This window comes from Dehalococcoidia bacterium, from assembly GCA_021295915.1.
In the GTDB taxonomy this organism is placed as follows: Bacteria; Chloroflexota; Dehalococcoidia; order Lucifugimonadales; family UBA1123; genus VXRN01.
This window is the reverse complement of the sequence record JAGWBK010000046.1, coordinates 1-20,393: the sequence shown is the minus strand read 5'-3', so window position 1 is coordinate 20,393 and position 20,393 is coordinate 1. Positions and strand designations below refer to the sequence as shown.

At 60.7% G+C, this 20,393-nt stretch carries 24 protein-coding genes and 1 tRNA gene; 11 read left to right on the top strand and 14 right to left on the bottom strand.

What is annotated here, in order from left to right; translation table 11 throughout:
- Nucleotides 1-294: 294 nt before the first annotated feature.
- The 3 genes from J4G14_12375 to J4G14_12365 form a co-directional block, all read right to left on the bottom strand.
- The gene (locus J4G14_12375; GenBank protein ID MCE2458589.1) at nucleotides 295-1,203 is read right to left on the bottom strand and encodes an ABC transporter substrate-binding protein; all 909 of its coding nucleotides are present in this window, start codon (nucleotides 1,201-1,203) and stop codon (nucleotides 295-297) included.
- Between the two features lie 135 nt (nucleotides 1,204-1,338).
- Nucleotides 1,339-2,166 (bottom strand): ABC transporter permease, encoded by an 828-nt coding sequence (locus J4G14_12370; protein MCE2458588.1) that lies wholly within the window; start codon nucleotides 2,164-2,166, stop codon nucleotides 1,339-1,341.
- Nucleotides 2,167-2,174: 8 nt separating this feature from the next.
- The gene (locus J4G14_12365) at nucleotides 2,175-3,071 is read right to left on the bottom strand and encodes an ABC transporter ATP-binding protein (GenBank protein MCE2458587.1); all 897 of its coding nucleotides are present in this window, start codon (nucleotides 3,069-3,071) and stop codon (nucleotides 2,175-2,177) included.
- 83 nt (nucleotides 3,072-3,154) lie between these two features.
- Here J4G14_12365 and J4G14_12360 point away from each other — a divergent pair, with 83 nt between their 5' ends.
- Complete coding sequence (locus J4G14_12360; protein ID MCE2458586.1) at nucleotides 3,155-3,478, top strand: hypothetical protein; 324 nt, start codon at nucleotides 3,155-3,157, stop codon at nucleotides 3,476-3,478.
- 21 nt (nucleotides 3,479-3,499) lie between these two features.
- Here the strand turns inward: J4G14_12360 and J4G14_12355 are convergent, their stop codons facing one another.
- On the bottom strand, nucleotides 3,500-4,018 hold the full coding sequence (locus J4G14_12355) for an adenylate kinase (protein MCE2458585.1): 519 nt from the start codon (nucleotides 4,016-4,018) through the stop codon (nucleotides 3,500-3,502).
- 129 nt (nucleotides 4,019-4,147) lie between these two features.
- On the opposite strand from J4G14_12355, the gene J4G14_12350 reads away from it, so the two are divergent.
- The gene (locus J4G14_12350; GenBank protein MCE2458584.1) at nucleotides 4,148-4,918 is read left to right on the top strand and encodes an SDR family oxidoreductase; all 771 of its coding nucleotides are present in this window, start codon (nucleotides 4,148-4,150) and stop codon (nucleotides 4,916-4,918) included.
- A 12-nt stretch (nucleotides 4,919-4,930) separates the two neighbouring features.
- Here the strand turns inward: J4G14_12350 and J4G14_12345 are convergent, their stop codons facing one another.
- The 6 genes from J4G14_12345 to J4G14_12320 form a co-directional block, all read right to left on the bottom strand.
- On the bottom strand, nucleotides 4,931-5,665 hold the full coding sequence (locus J4G14_12345) for a hypothetical protein (protein MCE2458583.1): 735 nt from the start codon (nucleotides 5,663-5,665) through the stop codon (nucleotides 4,931-4,933).
- Between the two features lie 31 nt (nucleotides 5,666-5,696).
- Nucleotides 5,697-7,688, bottom strand: coding sequence for a hypothetical protein (locus J4G14_12340; protein ID MCE2458582.1), 1,992 nt, complete (start codon nucleotides 7,686-7,688; stop codon nucleotides 5,697-5,699).
- Nucleotides 7,689-7,765: 77 nt separating this feature from the next.
- A complete protein-coding gene (locus J4G14_12335; protein MCE2458581.1) occupies nucleotides 7,766-7,990 on the bottom strand; it encodes a hypothetical protein in 225 nt (74 codons plus the stop codon).
- A gap of 84 nt (nucleotides 7,991-8,074) precedes the next feature.
- Entirely contained in the window at nucleotides 8,075-8,260 is a 186-nt protein-coding gene (locus tag J4G14_12330) for a hypothetical protein (GenBank protein MCE2458580.1), read from the bottom strand.
- Nucleotides 8,261-8,373: 113 nt separating this feature from the next.
- Nucleotides 8,374-9,174: a PD-(D/E)XK nuclease family protein gene (locus J4G14_12325; GenBank protein MCE2458579.1), complete on the bottom strand. Its 801-nt coding sequence runs from the start codon at nucleotides 9,172-9,174 to the stop codon at nucleotides 8,374-8,376.
- Nucleotides 9,175-9,374: 200 nt separating this feature from the next.
- Complete coding sequence (locus J4G14_12320) at nucleotides 9,375-10,454, bottom strand: mandelate racemase/muconate lactonizing enzyme family protein (GenBank protein ID MCE2458578.1); 1,080 nt, start codon at nucleotides 10,452-10,454, stop codon at nucleotides 9,375-9,377.
- Between the two features lie 219 nt (nucleotides 10,455-10,673).
- Between J4G14_12320 and rpiB the strand changes: the two genes are divergently transcribed.
- The gene (gene rpiB / locus J4G14_12315) at nucleotides 10,674-11,126 is read left to right on the top strand and encodes a ribose 5-phosphate isomerase B (protein ID MCE2458577.1); all 453 of its coding nucleotides are present in this window, start codon (nucleotides 10,674-10,676) and stop codon (nucleotides 11,124-11,126) included.
- Between the two features lie 106 nt (nucleotides 11,127-11,232).
- Here the strand turns inward: rpiB and J4G14_12310 are convergent, their stop codons facing one another.
- Nucleotides 11,233-11,733 (bottom strand): hypothetical protein, encoded by a 501-nt coding sequence (locus J4G14_12310; protein MCE2458576.1) that lies wholly within the window; start codon nucleotides 11,731-11,733, stop codon nucleotides 11,233-11,235.
- Nucleotides 11,734-12,056: 323 nt separating this feature from the next.
- Nucleotides 12,057-12,743 carry a Type 1 glutamine amidotransferase-like domain-containing protein gene (locus J4G14_12305; GenBank protein MCE2458575.1) on the bottom strand — a complete coding sequence of 229 codons (687 nt, stop codon included), beginning with the start codon at nucleotides 12,741-12,743 and terminating at the stop codon, nucleotides 12,057-12,059.
- A 147-nt stretch (nucleotides 12,744-12,890) separates the two neighbouring features.
- Between J4G14_12305 and J4G14_12300 the strand changes: the two genes are divergently transcribed.
- The 8 genes from J4G14_12300 (at nucleotide 12,891) to J4G14_12265 (ending at nucleotide 18,053) form a co-directional block, all read left to right on the top strand.
- Entirely contained in the window at nucleotides 12,891-13,139 is a 249-nt protein-coding gene (locus tag J4G14_12300; protein ID MCE2458574.1) for a hypothetical protein, read from the top strand.
- 55 nt (nucleotides 13,140-13,194) lie between these two features.
- Nucleotides 13,195-13,268 (top strand) — tRNA-Gln (locus J4G14_12295).
- Nucleotides 13,269-13,333: 65 nt separating this feature from the next.
- A complete protein-coding gene (locus J4G14_12290; GenBank protein ID MCE2458573.1) occupies nucleotides 13,334-13,579 on the top strand; it encodes an antitoxin family protein in 246 nt (81 codons plus the stop codon).
- Nucleotides 13,580-13,596: 17 nt separating this feature from the next.
- The gene (locus tag J4G14_12285) at nucleotides 13,597-13,977 is read left to right on the top strand and encodes a type II toxin-antitoxin system VapC family toxin (GenBank protein MCE2458572.1); all 381 of its coding nucleotides are present in this window, start codon (nucleotides 13,597-13,599) and stop codon (nucleotides 13,975-13,977) included.
- A 95-nt stretch (nucleotides 13,978-14,072) separates the two neighbouring features.
- Nucleotides 14,073-14,408: a hypothetical protein gene (locus tag J4G14_12280; protein MCE2458571.1), complete on the top strand. Its 336-nt coding sequence runs from the start codon at nucleotides 14,073-14,075 to the stop codon at nucleotides 14,406-14,408.
- A 225-nt stretch (nucleotides 14,409-14,633) separates the two neighbouring features.
- Entirely contained in the window at nucleotides 14,634-14,969 is a 336-nt protein-coding gene (locus tag J4G14_12275; GenBank protein MCE2458570.1) for a hypothetical protein, read from the top strand.
- Nucleotides 14,970-15,293: 324 nt separating this feature from the next.
- Nucleotides 15,294-16,352: a hypothetical protein gene (locus tag J4G14_12270; GenBank protein MCE2458569.1), complete on the top strand. Its 1,059-nt coding sequence runs from the start codon at nucleotides 15,294-15,296 to the stop codon at nucleotides 16,350-16,352.
- 294 nt (nucleotides 16,353-16,646) lie between these two features.
- Nucleotides 16,647-18,053, top strand: a complete 1,407-nt coding sequence (locus J4G14_12265) for an amidase (protein MCE2458568.1) — start codon at nucleotides 16,647-16,649, stop codon at nucleotides 18,051-18,053.
- Nucleotides 18,054-18,121: 68 nt separating this feature from the next.
- On the opposite strand, the gene J4G14_12260 is transcribed toward J4G14_12265, so the two are convergent.
- A complete protein-coding gene (locus J4G14_12260; protein ID MCE2458567.1) occupies nucleotides 18,122-20,077 on the bottom strand; it encodes a S9 family peptidase in 1,956 nt (651 codons plus the stop codon).
- A 51-nt stretch (nucleotides 20,078-20,128) separates the two neighbouring features.
- Nucleotides 20,129-20,393: glutathione ABC transporter permease GsiD (locus J4G14_12255; protein MCE2458566.1), on the bottom strand; the 265-nt coding region annotated here is incomplete at its 5' end.

Here is a 20,393-nt window from a genome sequence, read left to right as displayed (position 1 = left end):
CGGACTCGGTCAGGTTCGCGATCTTCTACGGCGTCTCCAACAACACCTGGCGCTTCTGGGACATCTCGAACTCGCGCGATCTGATTGGCTACGAGCCTGAGGACAATGCTGAACAGTGGAGGTAGGGCTGAGCTTACCCTGAAGGTGTCTCTCAATAGCCTCCTCTCCCTCAGGGAGAGGATTGAGGTGAGGGTGAATACTCAGACTTCCCCTCATCCCCGTATCGAGTACGGGGCAGGCTCTAGCCTTCTCCCTGGGAGAAGGGACTTTGGAAGCAGCTCTAGCTACGACGCCCTACGGCCACTCTACCTTGCCGTCTTCGTAGATGTCCTCGAGGAAGTCGTCGGTGAACGCTGAGCTCACGTCCTGTGAGCCGGGAAGTGCGCCGTACTTGAGCAGCGAGTCGTGGAACTCCTGCCACTGCTCCTCGCTCATCCACCCGAGGCCGTTGGCGTCGGTGAGCGGCGAGACGGCGTCAGCGAACTCTGCAGCGAGCATGAAGCGCATGTGCTCGCGGTCCGCGCCCTCTGCGTACTTGAGCACTATGTCGAGCGTCTCCTCGGTGTTGGAGGCCGCAAACTCCAACCCCTTCATCGTCGCCCTCAGGAAGCGCTCCACGGTTTCGGGGTCGTCATCGATCTGATCCTGCCGAACGATGTAGGTGAGGCCGAGCGTCGGCACCCCGTAGTCGGCGGCGTCGAACATGTTCACGTCGAACCCGAGGCCGCGAATGACGTTTGGCTCGTTGGACTTGAACGCCGCCAGCACGTCTACCTGGCCCTCGGTGAGAACGCGGGGGTCGAACCCGACCCGCACCTCCTGGATCTGCGAACGGTCGACGCCCTCAGCCTCCAGGATCGCCAGATAGTCGACGGGAATGGTGACCTTGTAGCCGAACGTTCTGCCCTCCCAGTCCTTTGGGGTGCTGATGCCCGAGTCCGACAGCGCCAGGAACGCCTGCTGACCACGCTGACCGAACAGCGCTATCGCCACTATCGGCAGGCCGGGATCGTCGCGCCGCTGAAGAACGGAGTTGCCGTCAACCGTGGTGACGTCGACCTCTCCTGCCATGAGCAGGTTGAGGTGCTCGCCGGTCGAGTGCTGGATGTTAACGTCCAGCCCCTGCTCCTCGAAGTATCCCTTCTCCTGCGCGACATACGCCGCGACGAACGGCAGGTTGGCCTGTGGCCTGAACCCGGCCATGAATGTAATGGGCTCCGGCTCGCTCTCGCCGAAAGAGAAGGAACATCCGGCGAGAAACAGACTCGCAGCAACACCTAAGCTTATGACTACATAAATATATTTAATGAACATATATGGCAAGCCCTGCCAGGATTATTAAATCTTATCTGACCCTAATTCAACATCATGCCAGAACAGAGCCCTCTTTTCCAAGACCGATGTCAAAATCGTGAGTGCGATGCCCATAACGGACAGCACCAGGATGGCGGCAAACAGCGTAGGCATGTCGAGGTTGCTGTGGGCAACTATGATGACGCTCCCGAGTCCGCGGTCTGCGCTGAACCACTCTCCGACCACTGCCCCGATGACTGAGAGAGGGACTGCCACCCTGAAGGCGGCGAACAGGTAGGGTGTCGCGCTTGGGACGCGCAGGAGCATGAACACCTGCCGTCGCGATGCTCGAATCGATCTCATGAAGTCCAGCGCGCCGGGGTCGACCGACCTGAAGCCGGTTACGCCGTTGACCAGCACTGGGAAGAACGTGATGAGCGCGGCAATCAGGATCTTCGGGAAGGGCCCGAATCCGAACCAGATCACGAAGAGCGGCGCGACCGCCACCACCGGCGTAACCTTCACCAGTATCGCCAGCGGGTAAAGGCTGCGCTCGATTATGCGAGAGTGCGCCATGAGCGTTGCACCGATCAGAGCGACTGCCGTTCCAAGCAGGAATCCGCCGATAGCCTCCACCAGCGTGACCATGCCGTGTCCGGCGAAGAAGCCCGGGTCTTCGAAGAGCCGCGCGAATATCACAGATGGCGCCGGGATGATGTACTCGGGGGTGTTGGAAGCCCTCGTCCAGATTTCCCAGATCACCCCAACGGCTATCAGCGCGACCGCAGGCGGCAGTGTGTAGAGCAGCACGGGCAACTTTGGCAGATAAATTGAGAATTGAGAATTGCGAATGGTGAAGGATAGATTCTTCATTCCTAATTCTAAATTCCCTGGCGCTGGGCCAGCAGGTCGTGGATGCGGGACGTGTATGCGAGGAAGTCAGGCTCCCGCTCCATCTCGCTCGACCGGGGACGCGGAAGGTCGATGTCGATGACCGACACTATTCGCCCCGGACGCGCCGACATGACCGCCACCCTGTCGGACAGCGCCACCGCCTCGGCGATGCTGTGTGTGACGAACACGACCGTCTTCCTGTCGGCCTCCCATATCCTGAGTAGCTCGTACCGCATGGAGGCCCGCGTGATCTCGTCGAGAGCGCCGAACGGCTCATCCATCAGGAACAGCGATGCACCGACGGCGATTGCCCGAGCCAGAGCAGTGCGCTGCTGCATCCCACCCGATAGCTGGTGGGGGTAGTAGTCGGCAAAGCCGTCGAGTCCCACCATCGTCAGCAAATCGTCGACTTCAGGGCGTCTTTCCGGAGTCGGCTCATTATGGCCTCCTCTCCCTTGACGGGAGAGGATTGAGGTGAGGGTGAAAATGTTGGAACGACTCCCCCTCATCCTAACCTTCTCCCACCAGGGGAGAAGGGACTTTGGACGCCGGTCCACGTCCAACGGTAGGCGGATGTTGGCGGCCACGGTCCTCCACGGCAGCAGCGCCGGCTCCTGTAGGACATACCCGATCTCCCTGTCTGCCTGTGCCGCCTCCGGAGTCATTCCGTCGATTGTGATGATGCCAGAGTCTGGTTCGACGAGGCCAGCGACCAGCCTAAGCAGCGTGGACTTGCCGCACCCGCTCGGTCCGAGCAGCGAGATGAACTCGCCGTGTGCAACTTCGAGCGTGACGTCATCTACGACGTGGATTCGACCGTCGCCGGTGTCGAAGCTCTTGTGAACTCCACTGGCATGCAGGTGTGGCTGTGCGGGATGGTCCATTGCGTTCAGTAGTTTACCACCGTCACATCGCCGAATTAGGTATCATGTCTGGGTTAAAGCAAAACCCAGTTAGGAGCGAAATTATGTACCTGGTAAGAAGGATATTCAACACCAAGCCCGGAGAAGCGCGAAAGGTCGCGAGCCTCGTCCAGAAGCAGGCCCAGATCTACCACGACGCCGGCCAGCGCAGCGAGTTCAAGGTGTACTTCAACGGCGGCACGGTCCCCGGCGAGAACAACGTCGTGGTGCTGGAGTGGACCGACGAGGCGCTGATGTCGCCAATGCGCGGCGGGCACTCAATCCCGCCCGAGGTGTATGACGTGGGCGGGCAGGTCCGGGAGCTTACGACCGGCAACCGCATCGAGTTCATGGAGCTCATGACTCCCGACAAGATGATGGACGTGTAGGGGCGGGTTTCAAACCCGTCCCTACTGCGACCGAGCGACCGAGTTCAGCCATCTCTTCGTCTGGCCGGGCGAGCGGAAGCGCAGCACTTGCAGGTGTCCGTACTCAGGCTGGTCGAAAGCCTCAATCAGCCTGCGGCTCCTCGACCAGTGGGTCTTGAATATCCACAGGAAGAGCGAGTCCTTCGTGAAGAAGTGGTCGCGGAGGCTCTCCCGGTTGCCGTTCCACAGCTCGGTCTTTCGCACGCCGCGTCCTATCGTGCGCCACCATAGCCTCCAGAACACGACAGGGAACTTGTAGTCGAGCCAGACGACCGCTGTCGCCCTGGGCCAGACGACGTCCCTGGCGACGCTGTAGTTGCCGTCGGCCACCCAACGGTCGTCTGACAGCGCCTCGGCTAGTTGGCTCCTGAAGATGTCGTCGGGGGTCTCGGTCCAGTTTGGGCCGTGACGGTACGCGTCTAACTCGACGTGTGTAACGTCCAGCTTCGACGCGAGATATTCTGCGAACGTGGTCTTTCCGGAGCCGGACGAGCCCAGCACCACGACACGTTCAAGTGCTCCAACATCTTCAGCAAGGCTTTTGGGACGTGCGATAGGCAAGAGGGTTCTCCTGCATCGTGAGGATCGGGCCTGATATTCTAGCACTGAGACCGACGGAGGTTCTGAAGTATGCGCCTGAAGGACAAGGTCGCGCTGATCACAGGCGCGGGTTCGGGAATAGGCCGGGCGACCGCCATCCTGTTTGCGGAGGAGGGAGCTGCCGTGGTAGCTGCCGATCTGACTCGCGACAGCGCGCAGGAGACCGTCGATGCGATAACGTCTGCAGGCGGTCAGGCAGTCTCGCTCACCGGCGACGTGACGGCCTCTGCTGACGCTGAGAAGATGGTCGCAAGCGCGGTTGAGAGCTTCGGTAAGCTCGACCTGCTGGTCAACAGCGCCGGTCTCACGGCGCGTCACTCCTCCCTGGAGGGCGCCTCTCCCGAGGAGGCTTGGGTGCGTGTGATCGACGTCAACCTCAAGGGCACCTACATGGTCAGTTGGTACGCCGTCCCTGCGATGGAGCGCGCCGGAGGCGGCTCGATCATCAACCTCGCGTCCGTCATGGGCCTCGTGGGCTACCCGGTCGGAATCGGCGGCGGCTTCAACCCGTACCCGCCATCCAAGGGCGGCGTGGTCCAGTTCACCAAGACCCTCGCCGTGGACAGCGCGCGAAGGAACATCCGCGTGAACTGTCTCTGCCCCGGGTTCATCGAGACCAATCTCACGAGTGGCCTGACCTCAGACCCGGAGATGCTCGAGAAGCTAAATTCGCTGCACCCGATGGGACGACTAGGTCAGCCGCGCGAGGTCGCCAACGTCGCGCTGTACCTCGCCTCGGATGACGCTCGCCACGTCACCGGCACCGCGCTAACCGTCGACGGAGGCTATACGGCGTGGTAGACCGCGCCCCGGTCACCAGAACGTAACGCGACTCTTCCAAACCTCGTACGAGATCGACTCCAGCGCCTTCTGGTTCGGCCTGTCTACAGGGAGAATGCGCGACAGCGTCTTCGACTCCAGGTCCCGCATCATCCGGCAGCGTTTGACGAACCCGTTGAGCGTACCCCTCTCACCCCCGAGCATCACGTAGTCGATGTCCCGCAGGTGCGGCTCGAACACGGTGCGGGTCATGCGGCAGGTTGTGTCGTAGAACTCCCTGACCAGGCGCTCGCGGCTGCGCTCGAACCTGCGCTGCGAGCTGCCCCCTTTACGGTGCCTGTTCTTGACGTATCGCGTGTCCGTCTTGGTCGCGAGCAGCTTGTTGCCTCGCAGCACGGCGATGGCGTACCTGCCAAGCCTGAGCAGCACGATTCCGACAACCGGCTCAGAGTTGAACACCTCCAGGATGGGCTTCGACTCAAGACCCGCCGCCCTGACGTCGACCGTCAACGGAAACGGAGGCTGGACCGCCACAACCCTCTCCGGCGCGGCGAACACGGCGACGCCGGTGTCGCTCGACCCACCTTCAGCCAGCGCCTCAGCAACCTGAGACCTCTCCGGCTCCGACTCCGGCAGCAGGTGGCCGTAGTCCCGCGCACCAAGCGTCTCCGCCGACACGCACACCGTCACGGCACAGTCCTCAGCAGCAAGCTCATCCAGCAACCCCCGGACGGCATTCCTGCTGATACTTCTGGTGACAGGATTCATGCGAGTGTCGGGGTTGCTGCCGAGTCGGCGCTTAGCCCCCTCCGCCGTTCATCCAGAAGTCGTAGCGGGTGGCGGCCATATCGGCCTCGCGCTCGATGTCCTCTTCCAGCAGGTACCCCTCTGAGACCATCTCACTAGCGGCGGTTCTGACCTGCTCGACGTAGGCGTCCCTGGACCTGTATCTGTCCTCTATGGACACTCGCGGGTCGCCTGCCGCTTTGCGGTCGCTCTCGGTCTTGGGGAACGGCACTGTCCATCCCGCTAGACCTCCGGTGATGCCAATGACCAGGTCCGGGTTGCCGTTGTCCGGATGACGCAGGTTCCAGCCTGTGTTCGTCGCGAGGGGCACGCTGACCGATGGCAGGCGTATGCCACCAACTTCGTTGCCGTCTTCATCGACGTCCGACACGACCGACGGGTACTCCTCACCCTGCTCGGCGGGCAGCTTGGTGGTCCGACCCAGATGCGCTTCGTCCCCGTAGTCCAGTCGCATTGCGCGCGTGACTCTCGGAGGAAAATCGACGCCCGGCAATCGCTCGAACGTCTCGCGCAACGTATACGACTCCACCCCTGTGCCGTCGTCGAGGCTTGGATGCAGGGAGGCCGGTGCAGGTACCCCGTCCCGTACCCAGTTATCGAGGTTGGTCAGCAGCGCTCGTTGCAGGGGAGAGTAGTCCACGGCGTTGTACGGAAGCTGCCCCTTGAGGCCGTCCATGACCCTGATGCTCTGCGGCGGGAAGGTGCCCGTCCCGTGCATCGTGCCAGCGAAGTGGTAGCGTCGCACGTTCCCCGACTCCTCGGCGTCGCGCATGTTTTCGAAATCGGTGTGTATCAGCCCGGCGTCACCGCGCCAATACTCGGCCGACGTGTTGGTGAACATGATCTTCGGGACGTTGCCGCTCTCTTCCATCCGCGTGAGCAGCGAGCCCGAGTTGCCTGTCACCGGGTCGGTGAGCTCAGTGTCCGCGAACGGGAACAGCTCGGGGATGATATAGCAGACGTCCTTGGACGGCTGGCCGAAGCGCAGGTTGAACTCTCCGCGCATTCCGCCTGCGACGTGTGGGATGATGCCGTCGAGCGCCATCCTGCCCTGCTCGTCGTTGTTGAGGTTGTAGTAGATGTACGTGCGCAGGAAGCGACCGCTCTGCGACGCGCCGAACGCGTGGGCGCGCTCGATAGTCCCAGCGCAGGGGTTGCCGTCCTCTTCGCTCTCGTACTTCAGGAACGACACGATGTCGCGCACCGACGCCATGCCGAGACCCACGATCTCGCTGCCGACGCTGGTGTACACAAGCTGGTAGATGCGACCGGGCTCGAACCCGCCTCTCAGGTAGACGTGATTGAGGTCAGGCTCTATCTGCTCGTCCTCGACACGCACGAACTGGAACTGGTCTCTGGGTATCACCTCGGTTGCGGGCTCATTGGGATGGTCCTTGACCATGAGCGTCGCCCCGGCCTCGTCGGGGTCTGCGGGCGGGTGCGGAACGTGAGTCCGGTCGGCCAGCAGGAAGACGTTGGTGGTCTCGTTGCACTGGAACTGGTGCAGGATCTTGCCGGTGATCGGAGTGCCGTCTGGGTTGAGCGCCTGGGGCACGTTCATGCCGATCAGGTCCGGGTCGTCGGGAACGTCGTTCTGCCATCCGCACCACACGATGGTGTAGCCCTCGCGCATCAGGAACCCGTTTCCAGGCTCGAGCGGAGCGCCCGCGTCCATCGCCCTTGGCGCGCTGTTGAAGCCGAGTATGGTCTTGCGACCTCGGTTCACGACGTCGAAGATGATGCTGCCCCGTCCCCTGTCCGGGTCGGCAGGTTGGAGCATCTCGAAGTCCGACGAGAACCGCACCCGGCCATCGGAGTCGCGTGGAGCCAACTCCAGGTCGGTGATCGTCTGGTTATTGGCGTGGAGCGGATCGACCGCGAAGTGGGCCGTGCCCTTGAGGTGTGTGTACGCTCCGACGTCTCCGAAGGTCTGTCCCCCGGCGAATGGAGTTGCGCTGGTGATTTCGAGTCTGGTTACGGGCAACGGCTTTACCTCTTTCCTGAAAGTGCGCCCCCGATTGTAGCACCTTGACGCAATTCAGGAAGGACGGCCCGTGAGGGTCAGTAGTGGAAGTCGTTGGGGTCGAAGTCGATCTCGGGGGATTCGCCGTGGACCTCGCATTCGGGGTCCTTGCAGCCGGTGTATGACTTGAAGTAGTCATCATTGAGTGCTGCGGGGTATGGGTCGAAGTCGGGGTCGTCGCCATCTTCGTGTGCGTAGATGGTGAGCAGCCTTGCGGCGGTGAGTCGGTGGCTGATCTTGACGCCATCGAAACGTACGTTCATCACGTCAATGAGGACGCTGGTGTTGTCTCAGAGTATGCCGGGCTGGACCACTGCTGCTATTGAGTCAGCCAATGAGAATATGGTTTAAGTGGCGCAGGTATCTTGATGCCGCCTCAGGCAGTCGACGATGATGCGGTTCATTTCGGGAAACTGCTCGACGGCGAATTTGTCGATCCAAGCTTCGATCTTGCACCGGGCAGCGCCATCGTCCCAGCCTAAACTATAGTCGTCCGGTTCGAGGATATAGTCCGGTTCCTCATGAAGGGTCATCCAGTCGTCAGTGTGGACATAGCTGGTGGGTTTGAAGACATCGGGGTATCGCTTGACGGCATCAAGGAGGATCTTCCGGATCTCGGCGTTTTCGGAGTTACCTTTCGAGAGTCCTAGATCAAGATATGGCTTCTTATCGAAGTAGGGCGTGTTCTTGAAGTGAGGCTCCTTATAGTTGTCGAACCGGAGCTGGAAGAAGAGAAGTGCAGGGCCTTCGCGTCGGGATCCGAGACGCCACCTGTCTCCAAGACTCCCTTGATCGCGCTGTGTATGGCGGAGTAGCTTGCCGGTTGCCAGTGCTTCTGATCTCGTTCCTCGTTGGGCGGGAAGCCATCGGGGGATAGGAAGATGTGATGCCTGGTGAAGTCAGGATAATCATTGGCCAGAGCGCGGCGGTAGCGGGTGAGCTGGTTGCTGTGCTCCTGAGAGCGGGTCTTGTTCTCGATGGCGATGAGACTGTGGCAGTCCTGGTTCAGGATCAGGATGTCCAGGTAGCCCACCTTTCCTGCTACGACGTTCTTCCACTCCCGGTAGACCTGGGCGGCGCTCCAATCCGCATCGAGCATCTCTTGTGGAGCCCTTGTAGCCTTGAGCAGGGCGGCGATGAAGCACTCGGCTTGCCGGTGGTGAGCCGATGGGTCTAGAAGCCATCCGATGATCCTGGAGTGGAATTCCTCGTAGTCCCACCTGTGAGGGGCGATAAGATCAATGGCGTCCAGCCGCTCGCGCTCGTCGGCGACCGCACGGCTGAGGTCGTCAAGAGCATTCAGAAGGGTCGCTGAATGGAGGGCCAAACGCAGTGCCTCGCGCTCGTAAGCCAGGGAGGCTTCCAGCCGAGCTATTGCAGGCAGCGCCCGGTTCAGAAGTTGGTTGTTAGGGTCGGTTTCGGCATCTTGGAAGGTCATGTCAGCCATCCGGGTTATTGTTCTCCATGTTGCTTGTCGAAGGCCAGGATAAATGTCGATGCTGTACCAGTTTGGTAGGTGAACATTTCACCCTCACCCCCGGATCAAGTCCGGGGCAGGCTCTAGCTCTCTCCCTGAGGGAGAGGGGATTTTCGATGCCGCGCTTGCCCAATAGATGCGATTGCCCTGGAGGGGACGCAGGGAGTTGTTTAGGATTCTTTGCGATGCCCATCCACAAAGTCCCAGTCGAGGTCCAGCCCCAGGCCCGGCCTGTCTGACATCTCAATCACGCCGGTGTTGATCTCCAGCCGTGGACTGTACAGCTTCGACCAGATCTCGTATGGCTCGACGTCAGGGCAGGCAGGGATGATGAGTCCGTTGGGGACTGCGGCGACGAGGTGGCTGCTCAGATCCGGGTACTGCGCTCCGTGTGGCGCGATAGGGACGTGGTGTGCATGGGCCAGCGCGGCGAACCGCAGCAGACCGGTGTAGCCGCCGCCGATGATGATGTCCGTCTGCAGTAGCTGCAGACCGCCCTCTGTGATGAGTCGGCGGGCTCCCCCGAGAGTGCCGTCGCCTTCGCCGCCTGCGACCATCGCACTCGTCGCCTCCCGCACCATGCTGTAGAAGCGCGGCTCGTCGTCTCCGCGCACAGGCTCCTCGATCCAGTACAGTTTGTACGGCTCGAACTTCCGAGCCATCTCAGCCGCTACCGTGCCGTGCCACATCCGGTGAGCGTCGAGCATGATGCGCACGTCCGGCCCGACGGCCTCCCGCGCGAGTCGCACCTTCTCCAGTGCGACATCGTCGTCGTAGCCGCTCAGGTGGAACTTGACGTGCGAGTAGCCCTCGTCCGCGTGCTTCTTCACGAGTCCAGCGACGGTCTCCGGGTCTTCGTCAACGTACCCGATGCCGTCCGCGTACACCTCGACGCGGTCTGTGTACCCTCCCAGCAGTCTCCATACCGGCTGACCGGAGGCCTTGCCGACGATGTCCCAGAGAGCGATGTCGAGCGCTCCAATCGATGTGAAGGCCGCCCTATCTGGTCCGCGGAACCTCCACGCGTGGTCGTACATCTTCTGCCACAGCATGGCGGTCCGGCGCGGGTCCTGCCCGATCAGCAGCGGCGCGAGCTCGTTTCTCACTATGGCTGGATCGCCGCCCCTGCCGAGTCCGCTGATACCCTCGTCCGTGTGAACGAGCATCAGCGGCCACTCCCGATTGACCCCTTCCTCAGGCGGACCCCAGTTGTGCTCCAGGACGATGACTTCTACGTCTGTGATCTTCATGGGCCTGCCTCCAGGATCCTTTGACTACCCGCGTAGTGCCAATCTTGCCGTTCGCCCTGAGCCTGTCGAAGGGCCGTCCGTTCATGGTTCGACAGGCTCACCACGAACGTACCCGCTTGATGGGGTGACATTCGAAATGTCCAGCCACCGACCGGGTTGACGCTTTGCGGCTGGGCTTCCTACACTTCAGCCAACGATACCACACGGGGAGAGGCAATCATGCGCGTCGCCATAGGAGCAGACCACGGCGGATACGCTCTGAAGGACGAGTTGAAGGGGTTCGTTGAGTCCCTCGGTCACGAGGTAGTCGACGTCGGCGCCCACGAGCTCGATCCGGCCGACGATTTCCCCGACTTCACCAAGGCAGTCGCCGAGACCGTCGTCTCCACAGAAGCCCATCGCGGGATCATGATCTGCGGCAGCGGCGTCGGCGCGTCAGTCGCCGCCAACAAGGTCAAGGGCATCCGCGCGAGCGTGTGTCACGACACCTACTCGGCACACCAGGGCGTCGAGCACGACGACATGAACGTACTGTGCCTCGGAGCGCGGATAGTCGGGATAGAAGTTGCCAAGGAGCTGGCGACGGCGTTCCTGTCAGCCGAGTTCGACCCAGCAGACCGCTTCCAGCGACGCCTCGACAAGGTGCTCGACATGGAGTCGAACTTTAGTTAGGGCCTTCTGCAGACGGCTTTGGAAGAGAGGGTGTACGGTCTGGCACTCTCAGGTTGCCCGTTCGTGTAAAGACCCCTTTACGGGTGCAGCGCTGCGCCCTGCCTGCCTAGCCGTACTCGGCGCCGAGCAGGCACGCTACCAGCGTCTGTTCTCGCTCAGCGTGATCGAACGCTTCTGAGATCTGTTCGACGTCATCGTCGGTCTCGACCATGTAGTAGTCGATGCCCCACGCATTGAGGATCGGCTCGGTGAACACGCCGGCGGAGTCGGTCATCTCGCCGCCCTCGCCCATCCAGCCACGGTATCCCACCATCATCACCATCGGAATGCCCAAATCGATTCCCATGCCGCGTATGGAGTCGCCAGCCTCGAACATCCCCGTGTTCTGAATCAGTACCACCGGCTTCTTGCCGCCGATCCACAGACCGGCCGCGATGGGCATGGACTCTCCCTCACGGCAGATGGGCACCAGCTGAAGGTCATCGTCCGCGATGATCTGGTTGTACATGAAGTTGGTCTCGGTGTCTGGCAGCCACACGACGTGCGAGACCTCGTTCTTCTTGAACTGATTGATGATCGCTGACGGGCTGAGGTTGGCTCCTGCCATTTGCATTCTCCGAGGTGTTTTCTGTGTGTGGGTGCTTGCTCTCTGTATCGGGCTAGACGATTATATGAACGCCATCCAGACGGGTCAATCGACGCTGAAGCTGTGACCGTCTTAAACACCCCCTCTCCCTTGATGGGCTTACAGGAGTAGGTAAACTGATAATTCGTTCGTTCCCGGATCAAGTCCGGGACGGGCTCTGAGCTTGTCGAAGGACACCCCCGGCCCCTGGATTCCCACTTTCGCGGGAATGACGGTTTGCGAGTACTTACCCCCTCTCCCTTGATGGGAGAGGGTTGGGGTGAGGGTGAATAGGCCGACTCCCATCACAAGGCATCGATACTAAAACTCTCACCGTCCTCGTACCGCCTCCAGCCGCCACCCTCGTAGACAGTCACACGTCCATCCCCCAGCGCAGTCCACCCATCCGTCCCACTCAGCGCACCCGCGGCCCCGTCGACTCCGAACACAGCCGTCAGGTCGTCAGGTGCAGAACCCAGCTCTTCGACTACCGTATCCGGGTCCGCCCTATCGTGATGGGGAAGCGTGGCGATGCCTGCAGCGATCCCGAGCGTTCGCGTCCACTCTCCCCTGAACCTCATCCAGCTCCCCATGACCATCGCTCCGGCGCTCGATCCCGCGAGGGTCCCGCCGCTGTCCAGTCTGCTCTGAATGGCGTCCAGCAGCAGCGAGTCCCGGAGCGTGTCGAGCAGGTGTGCAGGATTGCCGCCGGTCAGGTACACGACGTCGGCGGACTCGACCTCCGCCGCGGTCCCGGCGTCCATCGCGTCGTCATGGTCCAGCACCATCAGGGGTCTGGCGTCGGCGCCGAGCGCCCGGAAGTGTCGAACTCCATTGTCCGCCGCTCGTGCCGGGTTCTCGAAGGCAGCCGCAGTCGGCACGATCAGCACGACAGGTGCGGCGACTCCTGTTGCCGCGAGTATGGCCACATCCATCGACTCACAGCTTGCTCTGAACTCGTCTCCGCCTACTAGCGCCAGTCGTCCACTCACAGCTTTCGCCTCCAGGTTATCGTGAATGGATCGGATTCTAGCAGACCCTCGACCGTCCGCTGACAGCCGCCTCGCAACTGCGCTATAGTTTAATCGCAGTTCTAAACGGAAGACATGAGCATGTTCGGCAAGATTGTACAGGTCACCATAGCCGCCGCTTTTGCGGCCACCGCAGTCCACGCCTACCGCGAGGGGAAGTCGCACGGACGCTACTACGGCATCCCGTTCGACTTTCGAGTTCCGACGATCGACCGCGTGCGGCAGCGGATGTGGAATCCGGACGACCCTCGGGTCATAACGCCCACGGTGTTTGGTGCGGGCTGGTCGATCAATCTCTACCAGGCAGGCTGCGACATGGGACTGATCCAGTCCGACCAACGCATGGACCTGCCGTAGCCCGCCAGCGACGGTCGAAATCCCCATCCTCGATCTTCGACAGTCTCCCCCGCTCAGCCCGGTGGTGTAGTGGTAGCACAGAGGTCTTTGGAACCTCTAGCCCAGGTTCGAACCCTGGCCGGGCTGCCAGCATGTCCTGGACATAAGGACTTATATCCATAGACAACGGCTGTACCCTGGTGATAGGTGACGAAATGCCCAAGACCATAAAAGCGAAGTTCACCGGTGGCGTGTTGAAGCCCCTGGAAAGACTTGATCTCGAAGAAGACTCCGAGGTTCTCATAACTGTCGACGTCGACCCGATGCTCTCGGTCAATGATCTGACCGCGAGATTCAAGTCGGCGATGGGGGCATGGAAGGGCACCCATGATCCCGAAGAACTTCTAGGGAATATCTATTCTGACCGACTGACAGGCTCTCGACCAGAACCGAGGATCTAGAGTAAGTGCGATATCTCTTGGACACTGACTGGGTGATTCACGCTCTCCACGGCGTTGCCCCAATTACTGCACGCGTTGAGCAACTAGCTCCGCATGGACTTGGGTTGAGCATCGTATCCATGGCCGAGCTCTACCAGGGAGTGTTTTATTCTACAAACCCATCTGGTAACGAACGCTCACTGCAGGACTTCCTCAGTGGTGTCGATGTTGTGAGCCTGGATGATGAGATCTGTCGGTTATTCGCGATGGAACGAGGAAGGTTGAGGGCTGAAGGAATCAGCATCGGCGACTTCGACATTTTGATTGGCGCTACTGCGATTCGATATGACCTTACCTTGCTCACTAACAATCGGAGGCATTTCACGCGCCTTCGCGGATTGAACATTATTTCAGTCTGACTTCGGGATTTCTCGCCGTCTGCGTATGACGCACCCACTCACCCTCGTCGCCCCCTGTTGTACCATGTCCCCCACATCACACATTGGGGCGAAGCATGATTGTACGAATCTATACCGGCGACGATGGACAGTCGCACTTCGAAGAGCTCGACATGGAGAGCGGGCCGTTTCCCTGGGGCGAGCTTAGGGACGCCACCGGCGTGATCTTCAACAGGTCGCAGATCGGGTCGTTCAGCGACTGGCACAACGCGCCTCGCAGGCAGTTCGTCATTACGCTGTCCGGCGCGATGGAGGTCGGCATCGCTGACGGGACGCTCCGGCAGTTCGGCCCCGGCTCGGTGCTGCTTGCCGACGATCTGACCGGTCAGGGTCACACCACGCGGACAGTGGGAGACGAGCCCAGGCTGTCCGTATCCGTGCCCATTCCGTAGCTCCGCCTCGAAGCTGTATCAATTTGATGGCGTGCCTCCCTGCGGAATTCAGAGTCCCCTCTCCCTCAGGGAGAGGGTTAGGGTGAGGGTGAAAACGCTGCCTACCAAACTGACTCAGGCTCCCCCGCCTCGCCACGATTCCCAATAGGAGTCGCTCGTTGTAGTATAGGGAACGTCACCCCGTACGCAGATACGGGGTCGTAACCGAAATGTCGGAGGACATCCATGATTACGCGACTCTATACGGGCGACGACGGTCAATCACACTTCGAAGAATTGGATATGGACGTCGGTGAGTATCCCTGGGGCGAGCTGAAGGACGCCACCGGCGTCATGTTCAGGCACGACGAGCCCGGCAAGTTCATCGACTGGCATGTTGCACCGAGACGTCAGTTCATCATCACGCTGTCCGGCGAGGTTGAGATCGGCCTTGGCGACGGCACCCTCCGCCGCTTCGGCGCCGGGAACGTGATGCTGGCCGACGATCTGACCGGCCAGGGGCACACCACCCATGCGGTCAGCGACACACCAAGAGTCTCAGTCGCCATCCCGGTCGACTAGTCTTACGTCACTGGGCGTAAAAGTCCCCTCTCCCTCAGGGCTTACGGGCATGAGTACCAGCCAACAGGCCCCCTCTCCCTAAGGGCTGACAGGGGTAGGTATTCGCAAATCGTTATTCCGGCGGAGGCCGGAATCCAGGGGATAGGGGTGTCCTTCGACAAGCTCAGGACGAACGAATTGTCGGTCTCCCTACCCCTGTTAGCTCCCTAAGGGAGAGGGTAGGGTGAGCGTTGATCTAGTATGGAAAGACCCCCTGAAACACAGTAGTTGCCGACATCATGGGAGGACAGAGGACCCGCCGCGGCGGGCAAGAGGAGGACCACAATGGCATCAAACGGGCATCGAACTCACGTTTACGTTGGACTGGCGGGCGAAGGTGAAAACATCGCAGACGGCGGAATGCTCAGGCGCGTCGAGGGCGATGACGAGTGGGTGAGCATAACGAACGGACTTCCCGACGAGCCACAGGTCAGGACGCTCCTCGTGCATCCAGACGATCCCGCTGTCATCTACGCTGGAACGCAGCACGGTGTTTATCGCAGCGGCGACCGCGGCGACCACTGGGAGGCTCTCCAGTCTCCCGGCGACGGCATGGACGTGTGGTCCCTGGCGTTCCACCCGAACGATCCCAACGTCATCTACGCCGGCTACGAGCCGTGCTCGATCTCCAGGACCGAAGACGGCGGCGAGTCCTGGACGCAGATGAACACCGACCGCATAAATTATCCCAACGTCACGACCTACATGCAGCCGCTGGCGAAGCGCGTCATCGGCATCGCTGCCGACCCGTCAGACCCGTCTGACATGTACGCCTCTGTCGAGGTCGGAGGACTGCTGGCCAGCAGGGACGGGGGTGATAGCTGGGACTCCATCACCGACGGCCTCTACACCGAGAACCACACCGTCGATCTGCACGGCGTCCAGATCAGCTCAGCTGCGCCCGGCACCGTGTTCATCATCGCCCAGGTGGCGATGTTCAGGAGCCGTGACCGGGGCACCCACTGGGAGCACATTCGATTCGGCGAGATGTTCCCTGGCGGCTCCTACTGCCGCGGGCTGATCGTAGCTCCAGACGACCCGAAGACGCTGTACCTCGCCGCAGGCGCAGGTGGCGGAGGTGCTCCCGCAGGCACGCAGGAAGCGGGTGCGCTGTTCAGGAGCCAGGACATAGGCGAGACTTGGCAGAGACTCGACATCGGCGACACGCCTCCGAGTCGTATGTTCCAGATCGCGATCGACCGCGCCGCGCCGTCGAACGTGTTCTGTGTCACCGGCTACGGCCACTTCTACGAGAGCACCGACGGCGGCGACTCCTGGACCGGCTCGCAGCTCCCCGGAGAGCTGTCGCGTAGCCGCCACGTCTACCCAATGGTCGCGGGATAGCGTAAACATCTCATCTCCCTTAATGGGAGAAGGGACTCTATCTACCCCCTCTCCCTCAGGGCTTATAGGGGTAGGTACCCGCCCGGAATCCAGGGGATAGGGGTGTCCTTCGACAAGCTCAGAGCCCGTCCCGGACTTGATCCGGGAACGAACGAATTGTCAGTTTACCTACCCCCTCTCCCTCAGGGAGAGGGTTGGGGTGAGGGTGAAACCACTTTCCCTGCCATTTATGCAGTCATAAATTGAACAGTAAGTACCACTTGGAACCGGACGCTAGGTTGGGGGCAGTAACCAATGCCTGAAACTCCACTTCACTATCTGACAATCACCGAACTGGCCGATCGCATCAGATCAGGCGACCTCTCGCCCGTCGATGCCACCCAGGCACAGCTCGACCGCATCGACAACCTGGACGGCCACCTGAAGAGCTACGCGACCGTGATGGCAGACCACGCCATCGGCAGTGCTCGGCGTGCCGAGGAGGAGATCGCTGCAGGCGAGTACAAGGGCCCACTCCACGGAGTTCCCATCGCTGTAAAAGACCTGTGTTTCACCACGGGCGTCCGCACGATGGGTGGCTCGAAGGTAAACGCCGATCTCGTTCCATCGTTCGACTCGACCGTCGTGGCCAAGCTCGAGGCCGCCGGAGCCGTGCTGCTTGGCAAGCTCAACCTGACCGAAGGCGCGATGGGCGGCTACAATCCAGCACTTCAGATCCCCCTCAACCCGTGGAACAACGACCGCTGGACCGGCTCATCGTCGAGCGGCTCCGGCGCGGCGACAGCAGCCGGACTGTGCTATGGCTCTCTCGGCAGCGACACCGGCGGCTCCATCCGCTTCCCGGCCGCAGCGTGCGGCATCGTCGGCATCAAGCCGACGTGGGGCAGGGTGAGCCGCTACGGAGTGCTGGCACTCGCCGAGTCGCTGGACCACGTCGGCCCGATGACTCGTAGCGTCGCTGACTCAGCAGTAATGCTCCAGGCCATCGCTGGCTACGATCCCAACGATCCAACCTCGCTCTCCGATCCTGTCCCGGACTACATGGACGGAATAGCCGATGGCATCGAGGGCGTCAGGATTGGCTACGACCTCAGCCACATCTCGGACCAGGTCGACCCAGAGCTGACCGCAGCCGTGCTCAACGGCATAGAAGTTCTCAGCGAACTCGGAGCGGAGATCGTCGAGATCGAGATGCCCGACGTCGACAGGTATCTCCCCGCGTGGCCGGTGCTGTGCTCCGCCGAGGCCGTCGCAGCCCACCGCGAGAACTACCCTGACCGCCGCGACGACTACGGCCCGTGGTTCAGGGGATGGCTCGACATGGGTGCGGCCAAGGCCGGAGCCGACTACGCCGAGGCGAACAACATGCGCGCCGAGTGCAACGGCCTCATCAGGGAGGCGTTCAAGGACATCGACCTGATGGCGTGCCCCTCGACCATCGGCCCAGCGTACCCGGTCACTCCCGAGATGCTCTACGGCGAGATGGACACCCGGCGCGGTTCGGCATTTCAGAGGTTCACGGTGCCATACGACTACAACGGCGCCCCGACGATCTCAGTTCCGTGCGGCTTCAGCTCAGACGGACTGCCCCTGAGCCTTCAGCTAGTCGGCAAGCACCTGTCCGAGCAGCTCCTATGCCGAGCAGGCCACGCCTACGAGCAAGCCACCGACTGGCACACCCACAGACCCCCCGAGCCGTAAGATCCTATGCCAAGGTCCCTGGTTCGATTCACATCGACAGACTTTCATTGAACGTCTAAGGGCTTTGCTCAAGAAGTCTCACCTAAATGTCTATCGAACCATGCGAGCATACGACTTAGATACCCCTCGCGCAGGCTCGGGTGCCCGTCAAGAAGGAAGCCGTGTGCGGAGCCGGGGAAGCGTACGAACTCTACCTCTCTGCCCAGCCGCTTGAGTGCCACAAAGTATTGTTCGCTCTGCTCGATTGGACAGCGATAGTCTTCTTCACCATGCATAAGGAGAACAGGAGTCTCCACATTGGGTGCATAGGTTAACGGCGAGTGTTCCAGGAGTCTATCGATCCCCTCCACAGACGTCCCTCCCCATTGTGTCTCGCCGAAGCTCGTTCCAATGTCTGATGTGCCATACATGCTGAGCAGATTGATACACGGAGCGCCGACGACGGCAGCTTTGAACCGTGTGGTGTGTCCAACAGTCCAGCTGGACATGAACCCGCCGTAGCTGTACCCATTGACTCCCAGCCGTTCGGAATCCACGTATGGCCTGTCACACAGTTCATCCACAGCAGCCATGATGTCCAGGTAGTCCTCACCGCCCCAGTCTCTCAAGACTGCCCTCGCGAAGTCGGGTCCATAAGACGAGGACCCCCTGGGATTCACAGCAAGCACTATGTACCCGGCTGTAGCCAGGACCTCCTGTCGCGGATCAAAGGAATCGGAGAATCTGCCCTGTGGGCCGCCGTGGATATCCACGATCAGAGGGTAAAGCTGTGAGGGGTCGAATGCTGGGGGAAATGAGACCCGCGACTGTATCTGCATTCCGCCCCTCTCAAGGGTGAATTTCTCCATTATGGCGGGAGGGTGTTCTGTGAAGTACTGTCGGTTGTAATCGGTGAGCTGGGTCACGTCCCCACCTCCTGTATCCACGAGATACAGGTCTCCTGAGGACCGCGAGCTTGAGGCGACAACGACCGCGTGTTCTGCAGTTGAGTCGAAACTGACTGCTGTGTACTGAACACCACCGCCTGAGACTATGTCCATGCCAGAATCATTAGGATTGATACGACACAGGTAAGACTCACCGTGACGGTCAGCGACTACCAGTATTCGATCGTTATGCGTCCAGCGGAGTTCGCTCATCGGAAGAACTGGTGTGTACTCTCCGTCAGTGACTGCCTGAGGCTGTCCGCCTTTCTCAGCAACGAACAGACATGTCTGACGTGGGTCGCCAATTACGTCATCGTTTCCGATCACAGCGAGCTTGTCGCCGTCTGGGGACCATGTAAGTGCCCCGTAGAGTATGCTCTGACTGAAGCAATACAGACCATGAGTCCACTCTTGAGGTTCCCCGTTGTCAGCGGAGATAACGTAGACCTCTGCGTTCCATGAGTTGTCCCGATCAGATGACCTGTCCGAGATGAACGCCAAGTTGGCGCCGTCTGGAGACCACTCAGGTGCGAACACTTCGCCCTCGCCGTCGGTTATCTGGCGTGTTGCCCCTGTCTGTACATCGACGACAAAGAGCTGACGGAAGGCATCTCCGCGCCAGCCCATAGGGTCGCTTCGATATCGGATGCGTCGGGCTACCCTTACCTGGGGACGTTTACTATGATCGTGGTCATCGGGAGGTCGATTGGGGTCAACGTCGGACGTGAATGCCAGGTACCGGGAGTCGGGGGACCACGAATACTCCTCGACACCTCTACTCACGTCAGTAAGCTGCCTGGACTCTCCTCCTGACACCGCGATCAGCCGTAGCTGTTTGCTACCGTCAGCCTCGGTCCTGATAAATGCGATAGTGCTTCCATCCGGAGCGAAGCGCGGAGCAATATCCTGATCACCGTGCGTGAAAGGTATCGGTTCTCCGTCCGGCAGTGACATCATCATTGTCTGGGATCGGGTCTCTATCTGTTCCCGATCGACTGTGGACTTGGTGAATACCAGCCTAGAACCATCAGGTGATAGTGAAGGGTGTGAGACTGTGGTCAACTCGTAGATGTGGCTGGGCGAGATGGGCATCTGCACGGTGCTCTCCTTGCAATGTGATAGTTGTCAATCTCTTTCACCCGGTTGAATTTACATCCGTCTCCGTATCACCGGGTCGAGCGAGTCACGCAGCGCATCCCCCACGATGTTGAGTGCGAGCACCGTCAGCATAATGGCGATCCCAGGGAATGTAGTTATCCACCATGCTTGTCGGAGGAAGTTGCGTCCGTCTGAAGCTATTGCTCCCCACTCGGGGGTAGGCGGTTGTGCACCCAGGCCTAGGAAGCCAAGGGCTGCTACAACCACGATGGCCTCGCCAACACCGAGAGTCGCCAACACGATGATCGGGGCGAAA